This window comes from Streptomyces sp. NPDC048191 (genome assembly GCF_040652655.1).
GTDB lineage: Bacteria > Actinomycetota > Actinomycetes > Streptomycetales > Streptomycetaceae > Streptomyces.
In genome coordinates this window covers 27842-49182 of sequence record NZ_JBEZMO010000044.1, presented here as the reverse complement: position 1 = coordinate 49182, position 21341 = coordinate 27842, and the positions used below count along the sequence as shown (strand labels likewise).

The 21341-nt window shown below is 72.5% G+C and carries 24 protein-coding genes and 3 pseudogenes; 12 read left to right on the top strand and 15 right to left on the bottom strand.

The genetic code is table 11. The features are described 5' to 3' along the window. From AB0D93_RS38610 to AB0D93_RS38595, 4 genes and pseudogenes are all read right to left on the bottom strand, one after another. Positions 1–83 (bottom strand): annotated as a pseudogene (locus AB0D93_RS38610) (electron transfer flavoprotein subunit beta); the annotation flags it as partial. Positions 84–311: 228 nt separating this feature from the next. Beyond that, positions 312–821 carry a flavin reductase family protein gene (locus AB0D93_RS38605; protein ID WP_362130440.1) on the bottom strand — a complete coding sequence of 170 codons (510 nt, stop codon included), beginning with the start codon at positions 819–821 and terminating at the stop codon, positions 312–314. A gap of 46 nt (positions 822–867) precedes the next feature. After that, on the bottom strand, positions 868–948 hold the full coding sequence (locus AB0D93_RS38600) for a putative leader peptide (RefSeq protein ID WP_362130449.1): 81 nt from the start codon (positions 946–948) through the stop codon (positions 868–870). A gap of 83 nt (positions 949–1031) precedes the next feature. After that, complete coding sequence (locus AB0D93_RS38595) at positions 1032–1445, bottom strand: thioredoxin family protein (protein WP_362130446.1); 414 nt, start codon at positions 1443–1445, stop codon at positions 1032–1034. 75 nt (positions 1446–1520) lie between these two features. Here AB0D93_RS38595 and AB0D93_RS38590 point away from each other — a divergent pair, with 75 nt between their 5' ends. Beyond that, entirely contained in the window at positions 1521–1937 is a 417-nt protein-coding gene (locus AB0D93_RS38590) for a DUF4395 domain-containing protein (RefSeq protein ID WP_362130438.1), read from the top strand. 188 nt (positions 1938–2125) lie between these two features. After that, positions 2126–2854: a lysophospholipid acyltransferase family protein gene (locus AB0D93_RS38585; RefSeq protein WP_362130435.1), complete on the top strand. Its 729-nt coding sequence runs from the start codon at positions 2126–2128 to the stop codon at positions 2852–2854. A gap of 370 nt (positions 2855–3224) precedes the next feature. On the opposite strand, the gene AB0D93_RS38580 is transcribed toward AB0D93_RS38585, so the two are convergent. The 4 genes from AB0D93_RS38580 to AB0D93_RS38565 all read right to left on the bottom strand — a co-directional run bounded on the left by AB0D93_RS38580 (position 3225) and on the right by AB0D93_RS38565 (position 7163). Next, positions 3225–3818 (bottom strand): transglutaminase domain-containing protein, encoded by a 594-nt coding sequence (locus AB0D93_RS38580; protein WP_362130431.1) that lies wholly within the window; start codon positions 3816–3818, stop codon positions 3225–3227. An 86-nt stretch (positions 3819–3904) separates the two neighbouring features. Beyond that, entirely contained in the window at positions 3905–4975 is a 1071-nt protein-coding gene (locus AB0D93_RS38575) for a low specificity L-threonine aldolase (protein ID WP_362130428.1), read from the bottom strand. After that, positions 4972–5727 (bottom strand): SDR family oxidoreductase, encoded by a 756-nt coding sequence (locus AB0D93_RS38570; protein ID WP_362130425.1) that lies wholly within the window; start codon positions 5725–5727, stop codon positions 4972–4974. Before AB0D93_RS38570 ends, AB0D93_RS38575 begins: the two co-directional genes overlap by 4 nt. Before the next feature lie 38 nt (positions 5728–5765). Next, a complete protein-coding gene (locus AB0D93_RS38565) occupies positions 5766–7163 on the bottom strand; it encodes a DUF6421 family protein (RefSeq protein ID WP_362130421.1) in 1398 nt (465 codons plus the stop codon). Positions 7164–7556: 393 nt separating this feature from the next. Between AB0D93_RS38565 and AB0D93_RS38560 the strand changes: the two genes are divergently transcribed. Beyond that, complete coding sequence (locus AB0D93_RS38560; protein WP_362130418.1) at positions 7557–8240, top strand: glycerophosphodiester phosphodiesterase family protein; 684 nt, start codon at positions 7557–7559, stop codon at positions 8238–8240. A 3-nt stretch (positions 8241–8243) separates the two neighbouring features. On the opposite strand, the gene AB0D93_RS38555 is transcribed toward AB0D93_RS38560, so the two are convergent. Further along, entirely contained in the window at positions 8244–8783 is a 540-nt protein-coding gene (locus AB0D93_RS38555; protein WP_362130415.1) for a GNAT family N-acetyltransferase, read from the bottom strand. Positions 8784–8853: 70 nt separating this feature from the next. Here AB0D93_RS38555 and AB0D93_RS38550 point away from each other — a divergent pair, with 70 nt between their 5' ends. Continuing rightward, positions 8854–9246, top strand: a complete 393-nt coding sequence (locus AB0D93_RS38550; protein ID WP_362130412.1) for a VOC family protein — start codon at positions 8854–8856, stop codon at positions 9244–9246. A gap of 11 nt (positions 9247–9257) precedes the next feature. Here AB0D93_RS38550 and AB0D93_RS38545 read toward each other — a convergent pair whose 3' ends face one another. After that, the gene (locus AB0D93_RS38545) at positions 9258–10097 is read right to left on the bottom strand and encodes a class I SAM-dependent methyltransferase (RefSeq protein WP_362130409.1); all 840 of its coding nucleotides are present in this window, start codon (positions 10095–10097) and stop codon (positions 9258–9260) included. 153 nt (positions 10098–10250) lie between these two features. Between AB0D93_RS38545 and AB0D93_RS38540 the strand changes: the two genes are divergently transcribed. Beyond that, complete coding sequence (locus AB0D93_RS38540; RefSeq protein ID WP_362130406.1) at positions 10251–11015, top strand: VOC family protein; 765 nt, start codon at positions 10251–10253, stop codon at positions 11013–11015. Positions 11016–11091: 76 nt separating this feature from the next. On the opposite strand, the gene AB0D93_RS38535 is transcribed toward AB0D93_RS38540, so the two are convergent. Both AB0D93_RS38535 and AB0D93_RS38530 read right to left on the bottom strand, forming a co-directional pair. Then, complete coding sequence (locus AB0D93_RS38535; RefSeq protein WP_362130403.1) at positions 11092–11640, bottom strand: MarR family transcriptional regulator; 549 nt, start codon at positions 11638–11640, stop codon at positions 11092–11094. Positions 11641–12074: 434 nt separating this feature from the next. Beyond that, positions 12075–13751, bottom strand: a complete 1677-nt coding sequence (locus tag AB0D93_RS38530; protein ID WP_362130400.1) for an FUSC family protein — start codon at positions 13749–13751, stop codon at positions 12075–12077. A 174-nt stretch (positions 13752–13925) separates the two neighbouring features. Here AB0D93_RS38530 and AB0D93_RS38525 point away from each other — a divergent pair, with 174 nt between their 5' ends. The 4 genes from AB0D93_RS38525 to AB0D93_RS38510 all read left to right on the top strand — a co-directional run bounded on the left by AB0D93_RS38525 (position 13926) and on the right by AB0D93_RS38510 (position 17013). Continuing rightward, positions 13926–14489: a DUF5134 domain-containing protein gene (locus AB0D93_RS38525; RefSeq protein ID WP_362130443.1), complete on the top strand. Its 564-nt coding sequence runs from the start codon at positions 13926–13928 to the stop codon at positions 14487–14489. An 87-nt stretch (positions 14490–14576) separates the two neighbouring features. Beyond that, positions 14577–15512, top strand: coding sequence for a M56 family metallopeptidase (locus AB0D93_RS38520; protein ID WP_362130397.1), 936 nt, complete (start codon positions 14577–14579; stop codon positions 15510–15512). An 84-nt stretch (positions 15513–15596) separates the two neighbouring features. Further along, positions 15597–16313 carry a phosphatase PAP2 family protein gene (locus AB0D93_RS38515; RefSeq protein WP_362130394.1) on the top strand — a complete coding sequence of 239 codons (717 nt, stop codon included), beginning with the start codon at positions 15597–15599 and terminating at the stop codon, positions 16311–16313. A 10-nt stretch (positions 16314–16323) separates the two neighbouring features. After that, positions 16324–17013, top strand: coding sequence for an HAD-IA family hydrolase (locus AB0D93_RS38510; RefSeq protein ID WP_362130391.1), 690 nt, complete (start codon positions 16324–16326; stop codon positions 17011–17013). Positions 17014–17040: 27 nt separating this feature from the next. Here AB0D93_RS38510 and AB0D93_RS38505 read toward each other — a convergent pair whose 3' ends face one another. Next, positions 17041–17250 (bottom strand): DUF2630 family protein, encoded by a 210-nt coding sequence (locus tag AB0D93_RS38505; protein ID WP_362130388.1) that lies wholly within the window; start codon positions 17248–17250, stop codon positions 17041–17043. 176 nt (positions 17251–17426) lie between these two features. On the opposite strand from AB0D93_RS38505, the gene AB0D93_RS38500 reads away from it, so the two are divergent. Beyond that, on the top strand, positions 17427–18095 hold the full coding sequence (locus AB0D93_RS38500) for a helix-turn-helix domain-containing protein (RefSeq protein ID WP_362130385.1): 669 nt from the start codon (positions 17427–17429) through the stop codon (positions 18093–18095). 65 nt (positions 18096–18160) lie between these two features. Here the strand turns inward: AB0D93_RS38500 and AB0D93_RS38495 are convergent, their stop codons facing one another. Continuing rightward, entirely contained in the window at positions 18161–18736 is a 576-nt protein-coding gene (locus tag AB0D93_RS38495; RefSeq protein ID WP_362130382.1) for a DUF6214 family protein, read from the bottom strand. Between the two features lie 202 nt (positions 18737–18938). Between AB0D93_RS38495 and AB0D93_RS38490 the strand changes: the two genes are divergently transcribed. After that, positions 18939–20273, top strand: a complete 1335-nt coding sequence (locus tag AB0D93_RS38490) for an FAD-dependent oxidoreductase (protein WP_362130379.1) — start codon at positions 18939–18941, stop codon at positions 20271–20273. Between the two features lie 128 nt (positions 20274–20401). Here the strand turns inward: AB0D93_RS38490 and AB0D93_RS38485 are convergent. After that, positions 20402–20599: pseudogene (locus AB0D93_RS38485) on the bottom strand (helix-turn-helix domain-containing protein); the annotation flags it as partial. Between the two features lie 11 nt (positions 20600–20610). Between AB0D93_RS38485 and AB0D93_RS38480 the strand changes: the two are divergent. Then, positions 20611–21341: pseudogene (locus AB0D93_RS38480) on the top strand (tRNA-dihydrouridine synthase); the annotation flags it as partial.

Here is a 21341-nt window from a genome sequence, read left to right as displayed (position 1 = left end):
TCGACGGTCAGGTCATCGGCGAAGTGCCGGTCGCCAGTGGCGTCGGGCACGTACTTCACAGTGACAACGATCCTCAAGCTCACGCCGGCTCTCCTACTGCATCGTCATTTCCGGGCTGCCTCTTGCAGGCAGCATAGGCGCCTGAAGCGGCCGATCCCGGTCGGGGCGTCCGCGCGCTCCGACCGAAATATTACTCGCCAGTACACCCAGTTCATGCCCGCTAAGCAAGCGCTTTGAACTGTGACCTTCGCAACGCAGCGTAACCGGAACTCGACGGCTTCGCAGGCGCGGCGCCCCCACCTCGGGCGTGATCAATCCCGCAGGCCGTTGAAGCGTCCCTGGTGGTAGAGGAGGGGCCGGCCGGCGCCGGAGGGGTCGCCCAGGACGACCTCGGCGAGCACGATCCGGTGATCACCGGCCGGGACCCGCCCGACGATCCGGCACACCAGCCAGGCCAATACGTCGTCGAGCACCGGTACGCCTTCCGGGCCCTCGCGCCAGGCGGTCGGCGCGCCGAAGCGGTCGGCGCCGCTGCGGGCGAAGGTGGCGGCCAGCTCGCCCTGGTGCTCACCGAGTATGTGGACGCCGACATGGTCCGTCTCGGCTATCGCGGGCCAGCTGGAGGCGCCCGTGCCGATGCCGAAGGAGACGAGCGGGGGCTCGGCCGAGACGGAGGTGAGGGAGGTGGCGGTGAAGCCGACCGGGCCGGAGTCACCGCGCGCGGTGATCACCGCCACACCGGCAGCGTGCCGGCGGAAGGTCGAGCGCAACAGGTCGGGAGAGGCGAGCTGAACGGTGCCGAGGTCGGGCGAGGCCGTCATGGAGTTGTCCTTCTGCTGTGGAGTTCGCGAGCCGGGCCTACGGTGCTCAACAGCCCGGACAGGTGGCGCTCGCGGTCCGGGCGAGGTCGATGTGGACCCGCCCGTGGAGAAGGAGTTCGGTCGGCATACAGTCAGGCTGACGATAGATGGTGCGCACAGTCAAGCGCGGTCCGGGATCCGGAAGGGACCCCGCCGCCGCCTGAGGGCCCCTCATACGGCCTCGCCCACGGCCGCGATGACATCGGCCTTGCGGGGCTGGCCGGTGGCACGCCGCACCACCCGCCCGTCGGCGTCGAGCACGAGCACGGTGGGCGTCTTCAGGATCCCCAGTTCGCGTACGAGGTCCAGCCGGGCCTCGGCGTCGATCTCGACATGGGTCACACCGGGGACCATTCCGGCGACCTCACCGAGCACGCGCCGGGTGGCCCGGCAGGGCGCGCAGAAGGCGCTGGAGAACTGAACCAGCGTGGCCCGCTCGCCCAGTTCGCCCCCCAGTTCGGCCACTCCCAGCCGCTTGCCCTCGTCCCGCCCGCGCACCCGCACTCTCCCGCTCCGCCGCTTGTGCAGCATTCCCGCGGCACTCGCCACGACGAGCACCGCCACGCACACCACCAGTCCGGTCATCATGTGCCCAAGCATTCACGAGACCGCAAAGATTCCCGTCTCCCGTACGAGTTTCGGTTGCGGAATGCTGGGTTCATGGACATCGACGTGAGGGGACCGCGTTTCGCGGCCGCCGTGACGACGGCCGTTCTGGCCGTGGCCCTCAGCCTGCAGAACCCCTGGGTGCTCGGCTGGCAGACGCTCGTCTTCGCGCTCGGCGCGGGCGCGGGTGTTCAGCGCTCGCCGTACGGCTGGGCGTTCCGTACGGCGGTACGGCCGCGGCTCGGGCCGCCGAGGGAGTTCGAATCGCCGGAGCCGCCGCGGTTCGCGCAGGCCGTGGGGCTGGTGTTCGCGGGGTTCGGTCTTGTCGGGTTCACCGTGGGGCCGCAGTGGCTCGGCCTCGTCGCGACCGGCGCCGCGCTCGCCGCCGCGCTCCTCAACGCGGCGTTCGGCTACTGCCTGGGGTGCGAGATGTTCCTGCTCCTGAAGAGGGCCACGGTACGGGCGGAGTAATGAGGGGGTAAAGATCGATGGCGGCGGGTAGGCCGACGTGACGAGGATCTCGCCGCCGCGGGGCACCAGGGCTGGCTACCCGTCCGTTCTTCGGGCACGATCTGCGAGACGCCGTAAACCTACGGCTGCGTAACTTTCCCGCCGGGAGCCCCCTTTCCCGAGCAGAGCAGAAAGGGTCCACCCCGCCCATGGCAGAGCTGGTCTACCGTCCCGTCATCGGTTTCGCCAAGACGCTGTTCAAGGTCTGGGACCTGAAGATCGACTGCCAGGGGTCGGAGAACATCCCGCGCTCGGGCGGCGCCGTGCTGGTGAGCAATCACATCAGCTATCTGGACTTCGTCTTCAACGGTCTGGCGGCCCTGCCGCAGAAGCGCCTGGTGCGTTTCATGGCGAAGGAGTCCGTCTTCCGCCACCGCATCTCCGGTCCGCTGATGCGCGGTATGAAGCACATCCCGGTGGACCGCAAGCGGGGGGAGGCGGCCTACGAGCACGCGCTGGACTCGCTGCGCTCCGGTGAGGTCATCGGGGTCTTCCCGGAGGCCACCATCTCGCAGTCGTTCACGCTGAAGAGCTTCAAGTCCGGTGCGGCGCGCCTCGCCCAGGACGCCGGCGTCCCGCTGGTCCCGATGGCGGTGTGGGGAACCCAGCGGCTGTGGACCAAGGGCCAGCCCCGCAACTTCAAGCGCAACCACCTGCCCGTGACCATCCGGGTCGGTGAGGCGGTCGAGGCACCCCGCGACCAGTACGCGGGTGCGATCACCCGTCGGCTGCGCGAGGCCGTCCAGGAGGTTCTGGAGGCCGCACAGCGCGCCTACCCGGGCCGCCCCAAGGGCGCCGAGGACTCCTGGTGGCTGCCCTCTCATCTGGGCGGTACGGCGCCGACGGTGGAGCAGCTGCGGGCGGCCGAGGCGCACTGACTGCGCTGCTTCGCCCAGGTTCGGCCCGCAGGTCTCGGCGCTCTGTTCAGCTGCGGACCGGTGGACGCGGCGGGCCGGCCGCGCAAGATGCTGTTCCTCAACTCGGCTTCCTGGCACCTGGGTTGTAGCGCCGAGCCGTCGGCTGCCGCGGGGTGACCCGCGCGCGGATCCCGCAGGCCGCACACCGGCAGGACGAGCCGCTGGTGAACGACACGGATCCCGCCGGACGTTGCGACCTGGACCGGCACGCCCTCCTGGCCTTCACCCAGGCGGCTTGCGACCGGCCCCGTCCACCCGCGGAGGCGCCACAGCTTCACACCCCTCGACCGGAGCCCCTCCGGGGGTGCCGGACGGTAGGGGGCGCCCTGCCTCAGAGTGCGTCCGGGAGTGTCTTCCACAAGTGCGGACGGTCCGCGGCCGCCTTCAGGGCGCTGAGGACGGCCGGGTGGGGCTCGGCATGGAGGACCGGGTAGTCCAGTTCACCGGCCGCGGGGTCGGGGATCCAGGCCAACCGCTCACCGTCCAGCGAGAACCGGGCGTCCACACCGGGCTTGTTGCCGCGCGGATCCTGGCGGTGCCAGGCCCCGTTGAAGCGCACGGCGACCAGACCGTGCAGGACATGGCCGCTCCCGTCGTCATGGGTCAGACGCTGGTAGCACAGCGCCGTCGGGATGTCCTCCGCACGCAGCAGGGCCGCCAGCGCGTGCGCCTTGGCGTGACAGATGCCCGTGCGCTGTCCGATGACGTCGGAGGCGCGCCAGGTGACGCGCGGATCGTCGGCGTCGGCGGAGTGCGGGATGGTGTCCCGGACGAATTCATAGGCGGCCTGCGCATAGGCATACGAGTCCGCCACCCCTGCGGCAAGTCGCGCTGCCGTCTGCCGTACCACGGGGTGTTGATGGTCGATGACCTCGTCCGCGGCCAAGTACGCGGACAGGTCTGCGGTGTCCTGGATGAGCTCCATGCACGCAGAGCATAGGAATGCGATCACCCGACAGTCAATGACTTTTCGGGTGACCGCATATCTATGCAGAGCCGCGGAGTCGCGGACTAGCGCGCCATCTCCTCCTTGACCGCCGCCACGAACGCGTCGACATCCTCCTCCGTGGTGTCGAAGGAGCACATCCAGCGCACCACCCCGGCGGCCTCGTCCCAGAAGTAGAAGCGGAAGCGCTTCTGCAGACGCTCTGACACGTCGTGCGGCAGTCGCGCGAAGACGCCGTTGGCCTGTACCGGGTAGAGGATCTCCACGCCGTGCACCGCGCGCACGCCCTCGGCGAGCCGCTGGGCCATCTCGTTGGCGTGCCGGGCGTTGCGCAGCCACAGGTCCTTCGCCAGGAGCGCCTCCAACTGCACCGAGACGAAGCGCATCTTGGAGGCGAGCTGCATCGACATCTTGCGCAGATGCTTCATCCGCCGCACCGCGTCCTGGTTGATCACCACGACCGCCTCGCCGAACAGCGCGCCGTTCTTCGTCCCGCCGAGCGAGAGGATGTCGACGCCGACCGCGTTGGTGAACGTCCGCATCGGCACGTTCAGGGAGGCGGCCGCGTTGGCTATCCGGGAGCCGTCCAGGTGCACCTTCATACCGTGCGCGTGGGCGTGCTCGCAGATCGCGTGGATCTCGTCCGGCGTGTAGAGGGTGCCCAGCTCGGTGCTCTGGGTGATCGACACGACCTGCGGCATGGCCCGGTGCTCGTCCTCCCAGCCCCAGGCCTGCCGGTCGATCAGCTCCGGCGTGAGCTTGCCGTCCGGCGTGGGGACGGTGAGCAGCTTCAGGCCGCCCATGCGCTCGGGAGCGCCGCCCTCGTCGACGTTGATGTGCGCGCTCTCGGCGCAGATCACCGCGCCCCAGCGGTCGGTGACCGCCTGGAGCGCGACCACGTTCGCGCCGGTGCCGTTGAAGACGGGAAACGCCTCCGCGGTGGCACCGAAGTGGCTGCGGATGATCCGCTGGAGGTTCTCGGTGTAGTCGTCCTCGCCGTAGGCCACCTGATGGCCGCCGTTGGCCAGGGCGACGGCGGCCAGCACCTCCGGGTGGGCTCCGGCGTAGTTGTCACTGGCGAAACCGCGGACCTGCGGGTCGTGGTGGCGACGCGCGTCGGTCTTGGGAGGGTTCACGGCTTCTCGGTCAGCCACAGGCGGTGTCCGTTCACTTCGGCGGCGGTCTTGCTCCAGACGCCCTCGATGGCCTCGGCCAGGTCCTTGACGTCCGTGAAGCCCGCGAACTTCGCGTTGGGGCGTTCGGCGCGCATCGCGTCGTGCACCAGCGCCTTCACCACCAGGATCGTAGCCGCGGACGTCGGCCCCTCGGCGCCCCCCGCCTTGCGGAAGTAGTCGCCCATGGCCAGCGTCCACGCCTCGGCGGCGGCCTTGGCCGCCGAGTAGGCGGCGTTGCCGGCGGTCGGCTTCGAGGCACCGGCCGCGCTGATCAGGACGTACCGGCCGCGCTCGCTGCGCTGCAGCGCCTCGTGGAAGGCGAGGGAGGTGTGCTGCACGGTCTTGACCAGCAGCAGCTCCAGGAAGTCCCAGTCGTCGAGGCTGGTCTTGGTGAAGGTCTCGCTGCCGCGCCAGCCGCCGACCAGGTGCACGAGGCCGTCGACCCGCCCGAAGTCCTTCTCGATGTGGGCGGCCCAGTCCCGGGTGGACTGCAGGTTGAGCAGGTCCACCGTGTCCCCGGTGACGCTGGCGCCACCGGAGGCGTACCGGGCCGCGTCCACGGCCTCCGACAGGCGCTGCGGGTCGTTGTCCGCCCCGACGACGGTCGCCCCCGCCTCGGCCAGCCGCAGGAGCGTCGCGCGCCCTGCGGGTCCGCCCGCGCCGGCGACCGCGATCACCGCACCGCTGAGCGGCCCGTTCGCCCCGTTCCCCATGGTCTTCCCCTTAGCAGCAGTGTTCTGGACGCGGTCGCTCACGCGGCGACCGGCTCGGCGCTGTCCGCCGTGATGCCCTTGGTGGAGGCGATCACATTCTTCAGCTTCTTCGACAGGGCCTCGTAGAACATGCTCAGCGGAAACTCGTCCGGAAGCACGTCGTCCACGAGCTTGCGCGGCGGCTGGGTCAGGTCCAGGGCGTCGGGGCCCTTGGCCCACTTGGAGCCGGGGTGCGGGGCGAGGTAGCCGGCGACCAGCTCGTAGCCGGCGAACCAGTGCACGAGCTTCGGGCGGTCGATGCCGTCCTTGTAGAGCTTCTCGATCTCGGCGCACAGCTGGTTGGTGACCTGCGGGGCGCGCTCCCAGTCGATGGCGAGCTTGTTGTCGGTCCAGCGGACGACGTCGTGCTTGTGCAGGTAGGCGAAGAGCAGCTGGCCGCCGAGGCCGTCGTAGTTGCGGACGCGGTCACCGGTGACCGGGAAGCGGAACATGCGGTCGAAGAGCACCGCGTACTGCACGTCACGGGCCTGCGGGACGCCGTCCGCCTCCAGCTTCACGGCCTCCTTGAAGGCGGTGAGGTCGCAGCGCAGCTCCTCCAGGCCGTACATCCAGAACGGCTGGCGCTGCTTGATCATGAACGGGTCGAACGGCAGGTCGCCGTGGCTGTGGGTGCGGTCGTGCACCATGTCCCACAGCACGAAGGCCTCTTCGCAGCGCTTCTGGTCGTGGACCATGGCGGCGATATCCTCGGGCAGCTGAAGCCCGAGGATGTCGACGGCGGCGTCGGTGACCCGGCGGAAGCGGGCGGCCTCACGGTCGCAGAAGATGCCACCCCAGGAGAAACGTTCCGGCGCTTCGCGTACGGCGATGGTCTCCGGGAAGAGGACGGCCGAGTTGGTGTCGTAGCCGGAGGTGAAGTCCTCGAAGGTGATACCGCAGAACAGCGGGTTGTCGTAGCGGGTGCGCTCCAGCTCGGCCAGCCAGTCCGGCCAGACCATGCGCAGCACGACCGCCTCGAGGTTGCGGTCCAGGTTGCCGTTCTGCGTGTACATCGGGAAGACGACCAGATGCTGCAGGCCGTCCGCGCGGTTCGCGGCGGGCTGGAAGGCCAGCAGGGAGTCCAGGAAGTCCGGCACCTGGAAGCCGCCCTCGGCCCAGCGGTGCAGGTCCTTCACCAGGGCGTGGTGGTAGGCCTCGTCGTGCGGGAGCAGCGGGGACAGCTCTTCGACCGCGTCCACGACGCGCCGTACGGCGGCCTCGGCGTCCGCCTTGGCGGGGGCCCCCTCGGCCTCGAAGTCGATCGATCCGTCCTTGGACTGCCATGGCCGGATCCGCTCCACGGCATCCTTGAGCACGGGCCAGGCCGGGTGCTCAATCACCCTGGTCGTCGAAGGAACCTGTCCCTCCGCACCCGCCTGCACAAGAATTTCCGTCATGTCCCATCCTCCACGGGAGAAGCTCGCGTAAGGACACCGTATGCATACCCCGTTTCAGCCAGCAAGAGGCTGCTCGGGAAATTATTCTGTCTGACGCCTTGGTCGCCGCCGTTTTTCCTGTCGTAAACCGTGACGACGCTCACTTCCGTCGAGCACGGCCCCATCGCCGCGCGGTGTTCCGTGGAGTGGTCAAGCCTGCGAGGACTCGCCCACGGCAGGGTGACCGCGGGGGCGGATACCGGCCAGTCCGCGCCCGCCACACACCCGTATGCCTCGTGCACGTGCGGGTTCATCGCGCGGCCCGGCCATTAGGCTGCGACTCTGCCCGCGCGGACGACGGCGTCAGCCCGTTCCGCGCGTGCCGAGCCGCCGTCGACGGAACGGAGTCGAACCTTGAACTTCCTTACCATCGGTCACCGCGGGGTCATGGGTGTCGAGCCCGAGAACACCCTTCGTTCCTTCGTCGCCGCGCAGGACGCCGGCCTCGATCTGATCGAACTCGATCTGCACCTGAGCAAGGACGGCGCCCTGGTCGTCATGCACGATGCGGAGGTGGACCGCACGACCGACGGCACCGGGCCCATCGCCGACAAGACCCTGGCCGAACTGCGCGCCCTGGACGCGGGCCGCGGCGAGCAGGTGCCGGTGTTCGAGGAGGTGCTGGCCGCGGTGCGCACCCCGCTCCAGGCCGAGATCAAGGACGTGGCGGCGGCCCGGGCACTCGCCGCGGTGATGCACGAGCACGATCTGGTCGGGCGCGTGGAGGTGTCCTCGTTCCACGACGAGGCGGTCGCCGAGATCGCCCGACTGGTGCCGGGCGTGCGCACGGCACTGATCGCAAGCCGCTACGGCACGGACATCGTGGAGCGCGCGGTCGCCGCGGGCGCGGCGACCGTCTGTCTCAACATCCGCCGGCTCACCCTGGAGGTCGTCGAGCACGCGCGCGCGTCCGGGCTGCGGATCATCGGCTGGGTCGTCAACACCCAGGATCATCTGCGGCTGGTGCGCGCCCTGGAGCTGGACGGCGCGACGACCGACTATCCGGAGATCAAGCGCACGGCGCGCTTCACGGCGTGACGGTCACACGAGCCTCTTGACGAGCAGCTCGAACTGCAGGTCGTCGCGCTGCGGGATGCCGAAGCGCTCGTCGCCGTACGGGAAGGGCGACATCTTTCCCGTACGGCGGTAGCCGCGGCGCTCGTACCAGGCGATCAGGTCGTCCCGTACGGAGATCACCGTCATGTGCATCTCGGTGGCGCCCCAGCTCTCCCTGGCCTGGCGCTCCGCCTCCTCCATGACCGTCTTGCCGAGACCCGCGCCCTGGAGGGCGGGGCTGACCGCGAACATGCCGAAGTAGGCGTGGTCACCGCGGTGTTCGAGCTGGCAGCAGGCGACGATCCGGCCGTTCTGCTCCACGGTCAGCAGCTTGCTGTCGGGCGACTTGATGACATCCAGCACGCCTTCCGGGTCCGTCCGCTGCCCCTGGAGGATGTCCGCCTCGGTGGTCCACCCGGCCCGGCTGGAGTCCCCGCGGTAGGCCGACTCGATCAGCGCGACGAGCGCGTCGACGTCGGCGTCGGTGGCGTCGCGGAAGGTGGGTCCGGTGGCGGCGGTTTCCATGGGCGGCCTTTCGGTCTCGGGCGTGGCTGAGCCAGGGTCGAGGGTAACCCTGCAAGTAGGCTCCGCCTGCATGGTGCATGTACTCAGCAGCCGGACGCTGCTCACCCCCACCGACCCCGAGCGTTCCCGGGCCTTCTACGGCAAGCGGCTCGGGCTGTCCGTCTACCGCCAGTTCGCTACCGGGCCCGAGCGCGGGACGGTCTACTTCCTCGGCGGCGGCTTCCTCGAGGTCTCCGGGAGGTCCGAGACGCCGCCGTCGTCCGCGGTCCGGCTGTGGCTGCAGGTCGACGACGTGACGGCCGCGCACGAGGAGTTGCGGGCCGCGGGCGTGGACATCGTCCGGCCGCCGGTGAAGGAGCCGTGGGGCCTGGTCGAGATGTGGATCGCCGACCCGGACGGCGTCCCCGTCGTGCTGGTGGAGGTCCCGGCGGACCATCCGATGCGCTACCGGCCGGGGATCTAGCGTCCGGGGATCTAGCGTCCGGGGACGTCGTCGGGGCGGGTGCCGGCGGTGAGCAGGTGGCCGCTCACCCCGAGCAGTGAGGGCACGGACTCCGTCTGCCGCAGCGCTCCCAGGACCAGGGCACGGCGCTGCGGGTCCGCCAGCCAGGAGACGACGTCGCCCATCAGCCAGGCCGCGCCTTCGACGCCGTACTGTCCGTGCGGCGTCAGGCCGGCGTCCGCGAACTCGGCCGGGACGTCCTCCGGTGCGTGGAAGTAGGCCGTGGTGAACATCGCCTTGGGCCCGCGGCCCGGGCGCAGCCACCCGTCTCCGGCGGCCGCCTCGATGTGGGGGCGCCGGTCGGCGTCGAAGTACACGCCCGTGGCGAGTGTGTCGTGCAGCCCCGCGAACCGGTTGATGGTGGCGACGACCACGAGCCCTCCCGGCCGCACCACCCGGCGCGCCTCGGCCAGGGCCCGCACCCGGTCCGGGCGCTCGGGCAGGTGGTAGAGCGGGCCGAGGAGCAATACGGCGTCCACGGACGCGTCCGGCGCGTCCAGGGCGCGGGCGTCGCCGTGGCGTGCCCGCACGCCGGGCAGCTGGGCCGCCCGTTCGACGTGCAGGGGGACGGGGTCGAGGAGCTCCACGTCGTGGCCGTCGGCGGCGAGCCACTCCGCGTGCACGCCGCTGCCGCCGCCCACGTCCAGGATCCGCGCCGGTGCGGGCGGCAGGAGCCTGCGCAGGACGTCCTGGGTACGCCAGAACTCCAGGCGTCCGGCGCCGGTGCGCAGCCGGGCGTCCTCCTGGTCGCGTCCGTAGTACGCGGCGATCTCCTCGGCCAGCGCGGGTGCCGCGGCGTCCTCGGTGTCCATGACAGGAACCCTCGCGCACCCCGCTCCGCGGGGCAATCGGTTTCCCCACCCCGGGCACCGTCCCGGATGGCCGTGGCGGCGAGCCGGGGTTAGCGTGCGGAGGAGATCGTTCTCCGTGCGGTACGGCGGTGCACCCGGCCGGAAGGAACCCTCATGAAGTTCGACAGGCCGGTGAACGGCGGACCCTGCTGGACCGAGCTCGGGACCAGCGACCTGGAGGGGGCCAAGCGGTTCTACGCCGACTTGTTCGGCTGGCGGCCGGAGACCGATCCGCGCCAGGAGGCGGGCGGGTACACGGTGGCGCACCTGGGGGACGCGGCGGTCGCCGCGCTCACGCCGCTGTACCAGGACTCCCAGCCGGTGGCGTGGAACGTCTCCTTCCTGGTGACGGACGCGGACGCGGCGGTGCGGCGCGTGGAGGAGGCCGGTGGGACGGTGATCCTCGGCCCGATGGACGTGTTCGACGTGGGCCGGTTCGCGGTGGCCCTCGACCCGACGGGGGCGGCGTTCCAGCTGTGGCAGGCGCGCTCCTTCCCCGGCGCCGGGCTGTTCAACGCGCCCGGCACCCTGGGCTGGGTGGAGCTGGCGACCCGGGACACCGAACGGGCCCGGGACTTCTATACCACGGTGTTCGGCTGGAGTGTCAACGCCTCGCAGTGGTACACGCAGTGGGGCATCGACGGTGACGACTTCGGCGGCATGGCCGACATGGGCGACCGGTTCCCGCCCGAGGTGCCGCCGCACTGGCTGCCGTACTTCGCGGTGGACGACGTGGACGCGACGGCCCAGGTCGCGCAACGGGCGGAAGGCACCGTGGTCCTTGCCCCCGTCTCCGTGCCGGACGGCCCGCGCATCGCGGTGCTGAGGGATCCGCAGGGCGCGGCGTTCGGGGTGCACCAGGCCGGCGAGGAGGGCTGAGGGCCGCGAGGCGAGCCGAGGCCCTGTGCCTGTGTTCGGCTGCGCGGAAGAGCCGGCCCGCCTTCGCGAGGACGCTTCAGGCCCGCATCGAGCCCATCCGCCCCTCCAGGCGGCCGAGCAACTCGGCGAGCAGTACGGCGAGTTCACTCTGCCCTTCGGGGTCCAGCACCGACAACACAGCCTTCTCGTAGGCGAGTTGCTCCGGGAGGATGCCGTCGACGAGGTCGCGGCCGGTGCCGGTGAGGCGGACGTGGGCCACGCGGCGGTCACGGGTGTCGCCGCGCCGCTCGACCAGTCCGCGTTCGGTCAGTTGCTTCAGCCGCTTGGTGACGGCGGCCCCGGAGGAGAAGGTCTCCCGGGCCAGTTCTCCCGGGGTCAGTTCGTGGCCGGTGCGGCGGAGGGCCCCCAGCAGGTCGAACTCGGGACGGCTGAGCCCGGCCCGGCGCAACGGCGCGTCCTCGGCCTGCTGGAGCAGCGCGGCACAGCGGTTGATCCGGCCGATGACCTCCATGGGCCCGGTGTCCAACTCGGGATGAACGGCCCGCCACTGCCGGACCACGGCGGCGACGGTGTCGTGGCGCGCGGTGAAGTCCGTCCCCGCACCGCCGGTACGACGATCACCCACCGGCCCCGCACCAACAGACCCGGTCGCCCGGCCGGTATCGACAGTTCCACGGCCCGCATCCGGTCCCACGCCGACAGTCCCGCCCCCGGTCACCTGGCCGACGTCGGCAGACCCGCCCCCAGTCGTCTGACCCTCGCCTGCACCCCCATGACCGACCCCCGACTCCACGCCGCCAGACCCGCGGCCAGTCGCCTGACCGACGTCGCCACGCCCACGCCCGCTCGCCTGACCGACGCCGCCAGGCCCGCGGCCGGTCACCGGGCCGGGGTCGGCAAGCCCGCGGCCTGTCGCCGGCCCCGCACCGACAGACCCACGCGCGGTCGCCCGGCCGGTATCGACAGGCCCGCGCCCGGTCGCCCGGCCAGGGTCGGCGGGGGTGTGGCCGGTCGTTGCTCCACCGTCGTGGATCGGCGCGCGTCCGTCGTTCGTCGGCGTCATGGCCGTATGTCCTCCGTCGTCCTGCCCGGGCCCTGGTGCCGGGGCCGGTTCGGCGGTACGAGTCCCTGGCGTCGTACCGCCGCCGCGAGCGTACGGTGTCCGGACTGCTCGGCCAGCACGACCCGCTCCTCGGGCAGGGCGCGCTGCCACCACTCGCCGGCGGCGGCGTCGGCCGTGGTGCGCAGGTCGGCGAGGGCGGCGGCGAGGGCACGGCGGGCCGACTCCAGGGCGTGGGGCGCCGGGTGCGGTTCGGCGAGCAGCCGGGCGGTGTCCTCGCGGGCGCGTTCCGCCGTGGTCAGCGCGTGGTCGAGACGGTCACCGGCGCGCCGGTTGGTGACGGCGACGGCCGCGAGGAACCCGACCAGCGCGCCGACGAGCGTGTCCGTGACCCGCTCGGTGATCAGCTCGGCCGGGTTCTGGGCGCGGGCGAACTCGGTGATGAGCAGGGCCATCGGGGTGACGCAGACGGTGCCGAGCCAGTAGTTGCGGCCGATCAGCGCCTCCGCGCCGAAGTTGAAGGCGAGGCAGCACAGCACCAGGGCGGCCGGGTGGAGGTGGGCGAGCGGGGCGACGGCGGCGAAGACGAGGACGCCGGCGAGGTTGCCGACGATGCGCTGGATGCCCCGGCTCCAGGTGAGGGTGACGTTGGCCTGGTACAGGGAGGCCGCGGTGACCAGCGCCCAGTAGGGGCGGCCGGCCCCGAGCGCGAGGGAGGCGTAGCCGGCGAGGGCGCAGCCGATCGCGGTGCGCGCGGTGATCGGCGCGAGGGCGGCGAGACGGCGCCGCAACGAGGGCCGCGGCTGGGCGAGTTCGGTGTCCACGCCGAGGAGTTCGTCGGCGGATTCGGGGCACCGCTCGACGCGTGGGACACGACCGGTGCCCCGCAGTTCGCGGGCCCAGGCACGCAGCCGCGCGGGGTCGGTGTCGGCGGGTGCGGCGAGGGCGACCTCGGCGCGGACGACGAGCCGTTCCAGGGCGCGCCGGGTGCGGTCGGGGCGGGCGCCGGTGGCGAGCAGCGACTGCCAGGCGGCGTGGATCGCGGCGGCGGCCGCGGCACGGGCCCGGGGGTGGCCGTCGCCGCTGCCGCGCGTGTCGGCGTACGCGGCGGCGGCGTTCAGGGCCTGGGCGGTGGCGCGGCGCTCGGGGCCGTGCGGGCGGAGCAGACCGGGTGCCATGCCGACCAGCCAGGCCCAGACCCCGGCCACCAGGGCCAGCCCGACGTGTTCCGGCACCTGGCCAAGGGTCTGCGGCACGAACAGCGAGGCGGAGCTGATGAAGGTCAGGACCACGTTCGCGGGCGGTCCCAGCCGGGTGGCGTCGCTCACGGTCTTCTGTACGGCCGCCATGACGGCGCCGACGGTGACGAGGACGACGGCGTCGTCCGTGAGCGACGCGGCGAGCAGGGAGACGGCGAGGCCGCCCACCATGCCGGCCACCACCCGGGCCAGGACGCGCGCCCGGGCGGCGTAGGGCCGGTTGTGGCCGTAGAGCGCGCACAGCGACCCGGCCATCGTGTACATCGCGAGGTCGAGGCGGCCGAGGGCCAGCAGGATCAGGTTGGGCGGGGCGACCGCGGCGACCACGCTCAGCGCGGGCTTGAACCAGATGTCGGAGGGCCGGCCGAGGCGCAGCACCCCGGCGAGGGGAAGTCGATGGACGGTCGCACTGCTCATACCATCAATTTAACAGGTGTTTTACTCGTAAAATTCCCTCGGGTCCCGGCCCGGAGGGCATGCTCACCTGCTGTGCTCCCTCGAATGCTCCCCGTGTACACCCTTGCGCTCGCGTGCGCTCCGCATGCCGTGGGCATCGCATCCCTGGACCGACCGTCGAACGTGGAGGTGCGCGTGCACGGACCGGTGACGGCAGCGTGGCTGCTGGTCGCACTGTGCGCCGCGACCGGGGCCTACTGCCTGCTGCGGATGCGCAGCGTCGTGGCGGAGCAGCGCCGGGCCGCGGGCGGCGAGGCGCTGATGGGCTTCGGCATGGCCGTGATGGCCGTACCCGCGGCGGCGTTCACGCCACCGAGGTGGGCGTGGCCGGTGTACGCGGCCGTGTTCGGCGCGGCGGCACTGCGCACCCTGTGGGCCGCGCGCACGGCCCCCCATCATCTGCACCACCTGGTGGGCGCGTCCGCCATGGTCTACATGTCGGTCGCGATGGCCGCGGCCCCGGCCGGCGCACACCACGCGCACGGCGGCGTCGGAGTGCCGTTGCTGACGGGCGCGCTGCTCGTCTACTTCGCCGGTTACGTCCTGCTCGCCGGCGCCCGTCTGGTGCCGGCGGCCGTCGCGGTGGCCGGGGCCGGGGCCGACGGCGGCTCCGTCGCCTGGGGCGACCGGCCGGAGCTGGCGCGGGCCTGCCGGCTGTCGATGGGCATCGGCATGGTGGCCATGCTCCTCGTCCTGTGAGCGGGCACCAAGTGGACGCGTTGCCTGCGTCACTTCGGTGGCGCGGACCGTACCGGTCAGCCGCCCCGCGCTCATAGGGTGCTGACCATGATGGTCCCCGTGGCCCTGCTGCTGCTCGGCGCCCTGACCGCCGTCGGCGCCCCGCGGCTGCTCGCCCGCGCCGACTGGCCGGACCGCGAACCGGTCCTCGCCCTCTGGGTGTGGCAGTGCGTCGTGACGGCCGTCCTGCTGTGCTGCGTCCTGTCGATGACGCTCAGCGCGTCGGCGGCCTGGCAGGCGGTGCGCGGGCATGTGTTTGGCCGGGCTCCGCGCACGGTCGTGGACGCCTACGCCCTGGGCACGGCGGGCCCCTGGGCGGCCCCCACCGCCGTGCTGCTCGCCTCCGGCGGCCTGTGGAGCCTGGCGATGCTGGTGCGCGAGGTCGTACGGGCCCGTGCCCGGCGGCGCACGCGCCGGTCCGAACTCCTCGTGCGTGCACCGCTGTTGCCGGGTGAGGAACCGGCGGCCGGGCGGCTGGTGGTGCTGGAGGGGGAGCGCCCGGACGCCTGGTGGCTGGCCGGTACGGCACCCGGGCTGGTCATCACGACGGCCGCGCTGCGCCGCCTGAAGGGGCGTCAGCTCGACGCGCTCCTCGCCCATGAGCAGGGCCACGCGCAGGCCCGGCACGACTGGCTGCTGCACTGCTCGGCGGCGCTGGCGGCCGGGTTCCCGCAGGTACCCGTGTTCGCCGGGTTCCGTGACGAGATGCACCGGCTGGTCGAACTGGCCGCCGACGACATGGCCTCGCGGCGCTTCGGCCGGCTGACGACCGCGCTGGCGCTGGCCGGACTCAACGAGGAGCGGGGCGTCTTCGGCCCCTGCCCCACCCCGCAGGCCCATGTGCCGCAGCGGGTGCACCGGCTGCTGACACCCCCGGACCGGCTCCCCGCACTGCGCCGGCTGCGCCTGACGGCGGTTGCGGCGCTGGTCCCGGTGATCCCGGTGCTGGTGGCCCTGGTCCCGGGTCTGCGGGCGCTCGGCTGACGGCGGGCCGGCGCACGGCTCGCACGCGCCGCGCGGGGTGGCGCGACGGTGGCCCCGGGCCGCGCCATCGAGAAGGATCGCGGCATGCACCACAGCCCCACCGCACACCCGCCCCGCCCTCCGGCCCGCTCCCGGACCCTGCGCGTCGCGTCCGTCCTCGCAGCCGCCCTCGGCGTGTGCTGCGCGCTGCTGACGGCCCTCGTGGTGATCCGCTGGCACCCGCTGCTCGCCCTGGACGGCGACCTCTCCCGCACGACCCACCGCTGGGCGGTCCACGACCGCACCCTCACCCAGGTCTTCCGGGTACTGACGGACTGGGTCTGGGACCCGCTGACCATGCGTCTGGTGTGCGCGGCCGCCGTGGTGTGGCTGCTGTGGCGGCACGCCGCCTGGTGGACGGCGCTGTGGCTGGCGGCCACCGTGGCCATGGCCACGGTGGTGCAGCAGTCGGTGAAGAGCGTCGTGGACCGGCCCCGGCCCGTGTGGCCGGACCCTGTCGACTCCGCCCGGTACGCGGCCTTCCCCTCGGGTCACGCCATGACGGCCACCGTGGCCTGCGGCCTGCTGCTGTGGCTGCTGCACCGCTTCGGCGCCGGCCGCCTCCCACGGCGTACGGCCGTGGCGGCCGCCGTGGTCTCGGTGGTGGGCGTGGGCCTGACCCGGGTCTGGCTGGGCGTGCACTGGCCCTCGGACGTGCTGGGCGGCTGGCTGTTCGGGGCGTTCATGGTGTTCCTGGCCGTGGTGGCTCACGAGTCGTCGCGACGGGGTCGCGGCGCCATGCCGGTCCGGCGCCCCCGTTAGGGTCGGTCGCATGACTGCCGTGTTGTTCGACTTCTCCGGGACGCTGTTCCGCATCGAGTCCACCGAGTCCTGGCTGCGCGCGGTACTGGCCGAGACGGGGCACGCCCTGTCCGAGCCCGAACTGAGGGATGCCGCACGGGCGTTGGAGGCGGCCGGCGCCCTGCCGGGCGGAACCGACCCGGCGGAGCTGCCGGCGGACCTGGCCGCGGTCTGGGCGGTGCGCGACGAGAGCGCCGAGTTGCACCGGGCCGCCTACACGGGCCTGTCCCGGCGGGTTCCACTCCCCCACCCCGGGCTGCACGACGCGCTGTACGAGCGCCACAAGACCCCGGCCGCCTGGTCCCCCTACCCGGACGCCGCCGAGGTGCTGCGCACGCTGCGCGAGCGTGGAGTCGGCGTGGGCGTGGTGAGCAACATCGGCTGGGACCTGCGCCCGGTGTTCCGCGAGCACGGACTCGACCGGTACGTGGACGCGTATGTGCTGTCGTACGAGCACGGTGTGCAGAAGCCGGACCCGCGGCTGTTCTCGGTCGCCTGTACGGCGCTGGGTGCCGATCCGCGGGAGGTGCTGATGGTGGGCGACAGCAAGGAGGCCGACGGTGGCGCGGCCGCGCTGGGCTGCCGCGTGCACTTCGTCGAGCACCTGCCGGTGACGGACCGGCCCGACGCGCTGCTGCCGGTGCTGGATCTGGTGGGCTGAGCCCCGGAGCCGCCGGCCGGGGACGGGTCAGCCCTGGTAGCCCTCGACCTGGTCGGCGGGGCGCACCCGTGCCTCGTCCGGGTTCTCGCCGAACTCGGCCTTGGTACCGCGCTGCCGCAACAGGTCCCAGCACTGGTCGAGTTCGCGCTCCAGCCGGCCCAGCCGCTGCTGCTCGGTGGAGCTGTCGATCCCGCCCGAGGGCGGCGCCGCGCGGAGTCCGCGTTCGTCCTCGACCATCTGCGGAGAGCGCGCTGGAGCACACCGTGGAAAAGGGCTCCCCGCCACGCCGTCCGTCTGAGACGATCCCCCGCGTCGCCCCAGACGGACGGCAGCCCTGGACAGGGCCCGCGCATGGCGGTACCCAGTGCGTTGAGTATAGTTGGCTGGCAGCCAGTCAACGCAGGAGTTTCAGAATGTCCCCGCGCAGCGCCTCGGTCAATGAAGAGTTGCGGCGGCGTTCCCGGGAGCGGCTGTTGCAGGCCGCCGTGGAACTGGTCGACGAGCACGGTTTCGAGGCCACCACCCTGGGTGCCATCGCGGACCGGGCCGGTTCGGCGCGCGGACTGGTGTCGTACTACTTCCCCGGCAAGCGCCAGCTGGTGCAGTCCGCCGTGCACCGGCTGATGCACCGCACGCTGGAGGAGGCGCTGGAGCGGGAGCCGCACGCCGAGGACGGCCGGGAGCGGCTGGCCCGGGCCATCGACGCGATCCTGGGCCTGGCCCGCGACCGGCCGGTGCTGATGCGCCAGCACATGGCGGGGCTGCTCCAGGCGGCGGGCTTCGTGCCGTGCCCGGAGCAGCGCAGACTGGCGGAACTCCTCAGCGACACCGTCGCCCGGTACGGCTCCGAGGACGTCGCCGCCGACTACCCGCGGCTGCGGGCCCTGCTGATGGGCGCGGTGTACGCGGCGCTGATCCCGGGGGCGCCCATGCCCGTTCCGGTGCTGCGGGCCGAACTGTTCGCGCGGTACGGGCTGGACTGGGAGTCGGGTGAGCCGCCGGAGAGCGGGACGGGCCCGCAGGGCCGGGAGAAGGACCTGTCCAGGTTCTTCGCGACGGAGGAACGTCCGAGCAGCACCTGAGGGCCGTGCGCGCGTCCGCGAGGGCGACCCGCCTCGGTCCCGGTACGCACAGCGCGCAACCGGCCTCAGCCGCGTCGTGCGTGACGGGGTGTCAGGAATCCCGCATCCCGGGCCTGGGCGATCAGTCTGAGCGAGCGGCGGCGGCTGCGTCCGGTCGCGCTCATCACGGCCAGCACCGGGTCGGCGCCCTCCTCCTGTGCGGCGCGGTACCGCTGCGCGACGAGCCGGCACCCCTCGATGCCGCGCGGCCAGAACGGCCGGGCGCGCCACGGGCCCCCGCAGAGCACGTCGTCCCGCTGCTCGCCGTCGGCTTCCGGCGCCTGCCGCTCCTGCGGGCACGCGTCGCCGTCAGCCTCCCGGGGCACCTCACCGTCGCCCCGGCCCGGCTCGTCGGCGTCGGCCTCGTACGGCCTCCGCAGCCCGCACGACGTGAACAGCGGGCCCTCGATCCAGCGCGAGAGGGCCGTCAGGTCGGCTAGCGAGAGGGCCGGTTCGGCGCTGACGTCCTCGATGGACACGCGTCCCTCGTGCACCACGGCCAGGGCGTCGACCCGGGCGCCGTCGGGAAAGGCCAGCCGGACGTGGTACCAGGACGTGGTGTCGTCGTGCTCCCGCACCTTCCACGCGGGCCACACCGACACCGCGCCGTCCTCCGCGTGCCGATCGCAAAGATTAAGAAAGGATGCTTCTAGCACACACGCAACGTAACCTAATGATCACATTCAGTCACATCCCCACCGCCGGACACGCACCGGGATCACCCCGCCGGCCCCTGCCGTCGCACGCCGGGGGGTGCCATGCTGGAACTGTCCGCACACCTTCCCTCGGCCGAGGAGTATCGCTGTGCTGCGTGTCGCCGTCGTCGGTTCGGGACCGAGCGGGTGCTACACCGCCCAGACCCTGGTTCAGCAGGATCCCGAGGTGCGTGTGGACGTCCTGGACCGGCTGCCGTGCCCGTACGGACTGGTCCGCTACGGCGTCGCCCCGGACCACGAGAAGATCAAGTCCCTGCAGGGCAGTCTCAGATCGGTGCTGGAGCACGAGCGGGTACGTTTCTTCGGCGGGGTCCGGGTGAGCGGTCCCGGCGGAGTGCCGGTGGAGCGGCTCCGCGAGCTGTACCACGCGGTGGTGTACTGCGTGGGCGCCGCCACCGACCGCCGGCTGGGGCTGCCGGGCGAGGAACTGCCGGGCAGCTGGTCGGCGACCGACTTCGTGGCCTGGTACAGCGCCCACCCGGACGCGGCCGACGCGGGCTTTCTGCGCGGAGTGCGGTCCGCGGTCGTCATCGGCGTGGGCAACGTCGCGGTGGACGTCACGCGCATGCTGGTCCGGGGTGCCGCCGAGCTGCGCCCGACGGACATTCCGCAGGCGGCACTGGACACGCTGACGGCGAGCGGGATCACCGAGGTGCACATGGTGGGCCGGCGCGGCCCCGCCCAGGCCCGCTTCACCACCAAGGAACTGCGCGAGCTGGGCGGTCTGCCCGGCACCCAAGTCACCGTCGACCCGGCCGACTTGGCCCTGGATCCGGCCGACCCGGCGGCCCTGCCCGCCGTACAGCGCCGCAATCTGGAGGTGCTGCGCGGCTGGGCCACCGGCTCCCGGGCCGACGCGGCCCGGCACATCGGCCTGCGGTTCTTCCTGCGCCCCGTGGAACTGCTCGCCGAGGCCGGCCGGGTCGGCGCCGTGCGCTTCGAGCGGACCGCACCGGACGGGTACGGCGGGGTGACGGGAACGGGCCGTTTCGAGGAGGTGCCCGCGCAGTTGGTGCTGCGCTCGGTGGGCTATCGCGGAGTGCCGCTGGACGGGCTGCCGTTCGACGCGGCGAGCGGCACCGTGCCGCACACGGCCGGGCGTGTCGTACGCGACGGGGTACCCTCCCCCGGCGAGTACGTCGCCGGCTGGATCAAGCGCGGCCCGACGGGCGTCATCGGCACCAACCGGCCCTGCGCCAAGGAGACGGCGACCTCCCTGCTCGCGGACGCTCCCGCGCTGCTGCGCAGGCAGGTGCCCGAGGATCCGGCGACGGCACTGCGGGAGGCCGGAATCGAACTCGTGCCGTGGACGGGGTGGATGGCGATCGAGCGGGCCGAGGCCGAACTGGGCGCCCGGCTCGGGCGCAGCAAGGTCAAGCTGGCCGACTGGGACGCACTGCTCACGGCGGCCCGTTCGGCGTAGCCGCACCGCGGCCGGGCCTCGGCCGCCTCCGGGCTGCGGCACGTGCCCGCGATGTACGCGGGTGCCGTCGCCGTGCCGCTGATCGTGGGCGGCGCGACGAGGCTGCCGCCGGCCGGCCCTGCGCCTCTTCAGGCGCCGCCCCCGAGGCGGACGGACTGCCGGTCCGCGGCGGCCAGGAGGCTGTCGAGCAGCCCCGGGAAGAGACCGTCCAGATCGTCCCGGCGCAGGCCGTTCATCTTGGCCGTGCCCCGGTAGACCTGCCGGATGACCCCGCTCTCCCGCAGCACCCTGAAGTGGTGCGTGGTGGTGGACTTGGCCACCGGCAGTGCGAACTGCGCCCTGGAAGGGCGGCGCTCCGGTCGGGCCCGAGGCGCACGGCTGGCAGCCGTTCGCCCCGAGCCCGCTGCCCTTCGACGAACGTCACCCGGTGCCGACCGAGTTGACGGAGGACCAGATCCGGGACGTGGTCGGCCAGTTCGCCGCCGCGGCCCGCAGGGCGCTGGCCGCCGGCTTCGAGGTCGCCGAGATCCACGGCGCCCACGGTTACCTGATCAACGAGTTCCTCTCCCCGCACTCCAACCACCGCACCGACGCCTACGGCGGCTCGTACGAGAACCGCACCCGGTTCGCCCTCGAGGTGGTGGACGCCGTACGCGCGGTGTGGCCCGAGGGCAAGCCGCTGTTCTTCCGGATCTCGGCCACCGACTGGCTCCGGGACGGTGGCTGGACCCCGCGGGACACGATCCGCTTCGCCCACGACCTGCACGCCCACGGCGTCGACCTGCTCGACGTCTCCACCGGCGGCAACGCCTCCGGCGTGACCATTCCGGCCGGGCCCGGCTACCAGGTGCCCTTCGCCGCCCGGGTGAAGGCCGAGACGCCGCTGCCCGTCGCCGCCGTAGGACTGATCACCGAGGCCGAGCAGGCCGAGAAGATCGTGACGACGGCGAGGCCGACGCCGTCCTGCTGGGCCGTGAGCTGCTGCGCAACCCGTCCTGGGCCCGGCAGGCGGCCCGCGAGCTGGGCGGTGCGGTCCGGGTGCCGGACCAATACCACCGGTCGGTCTGA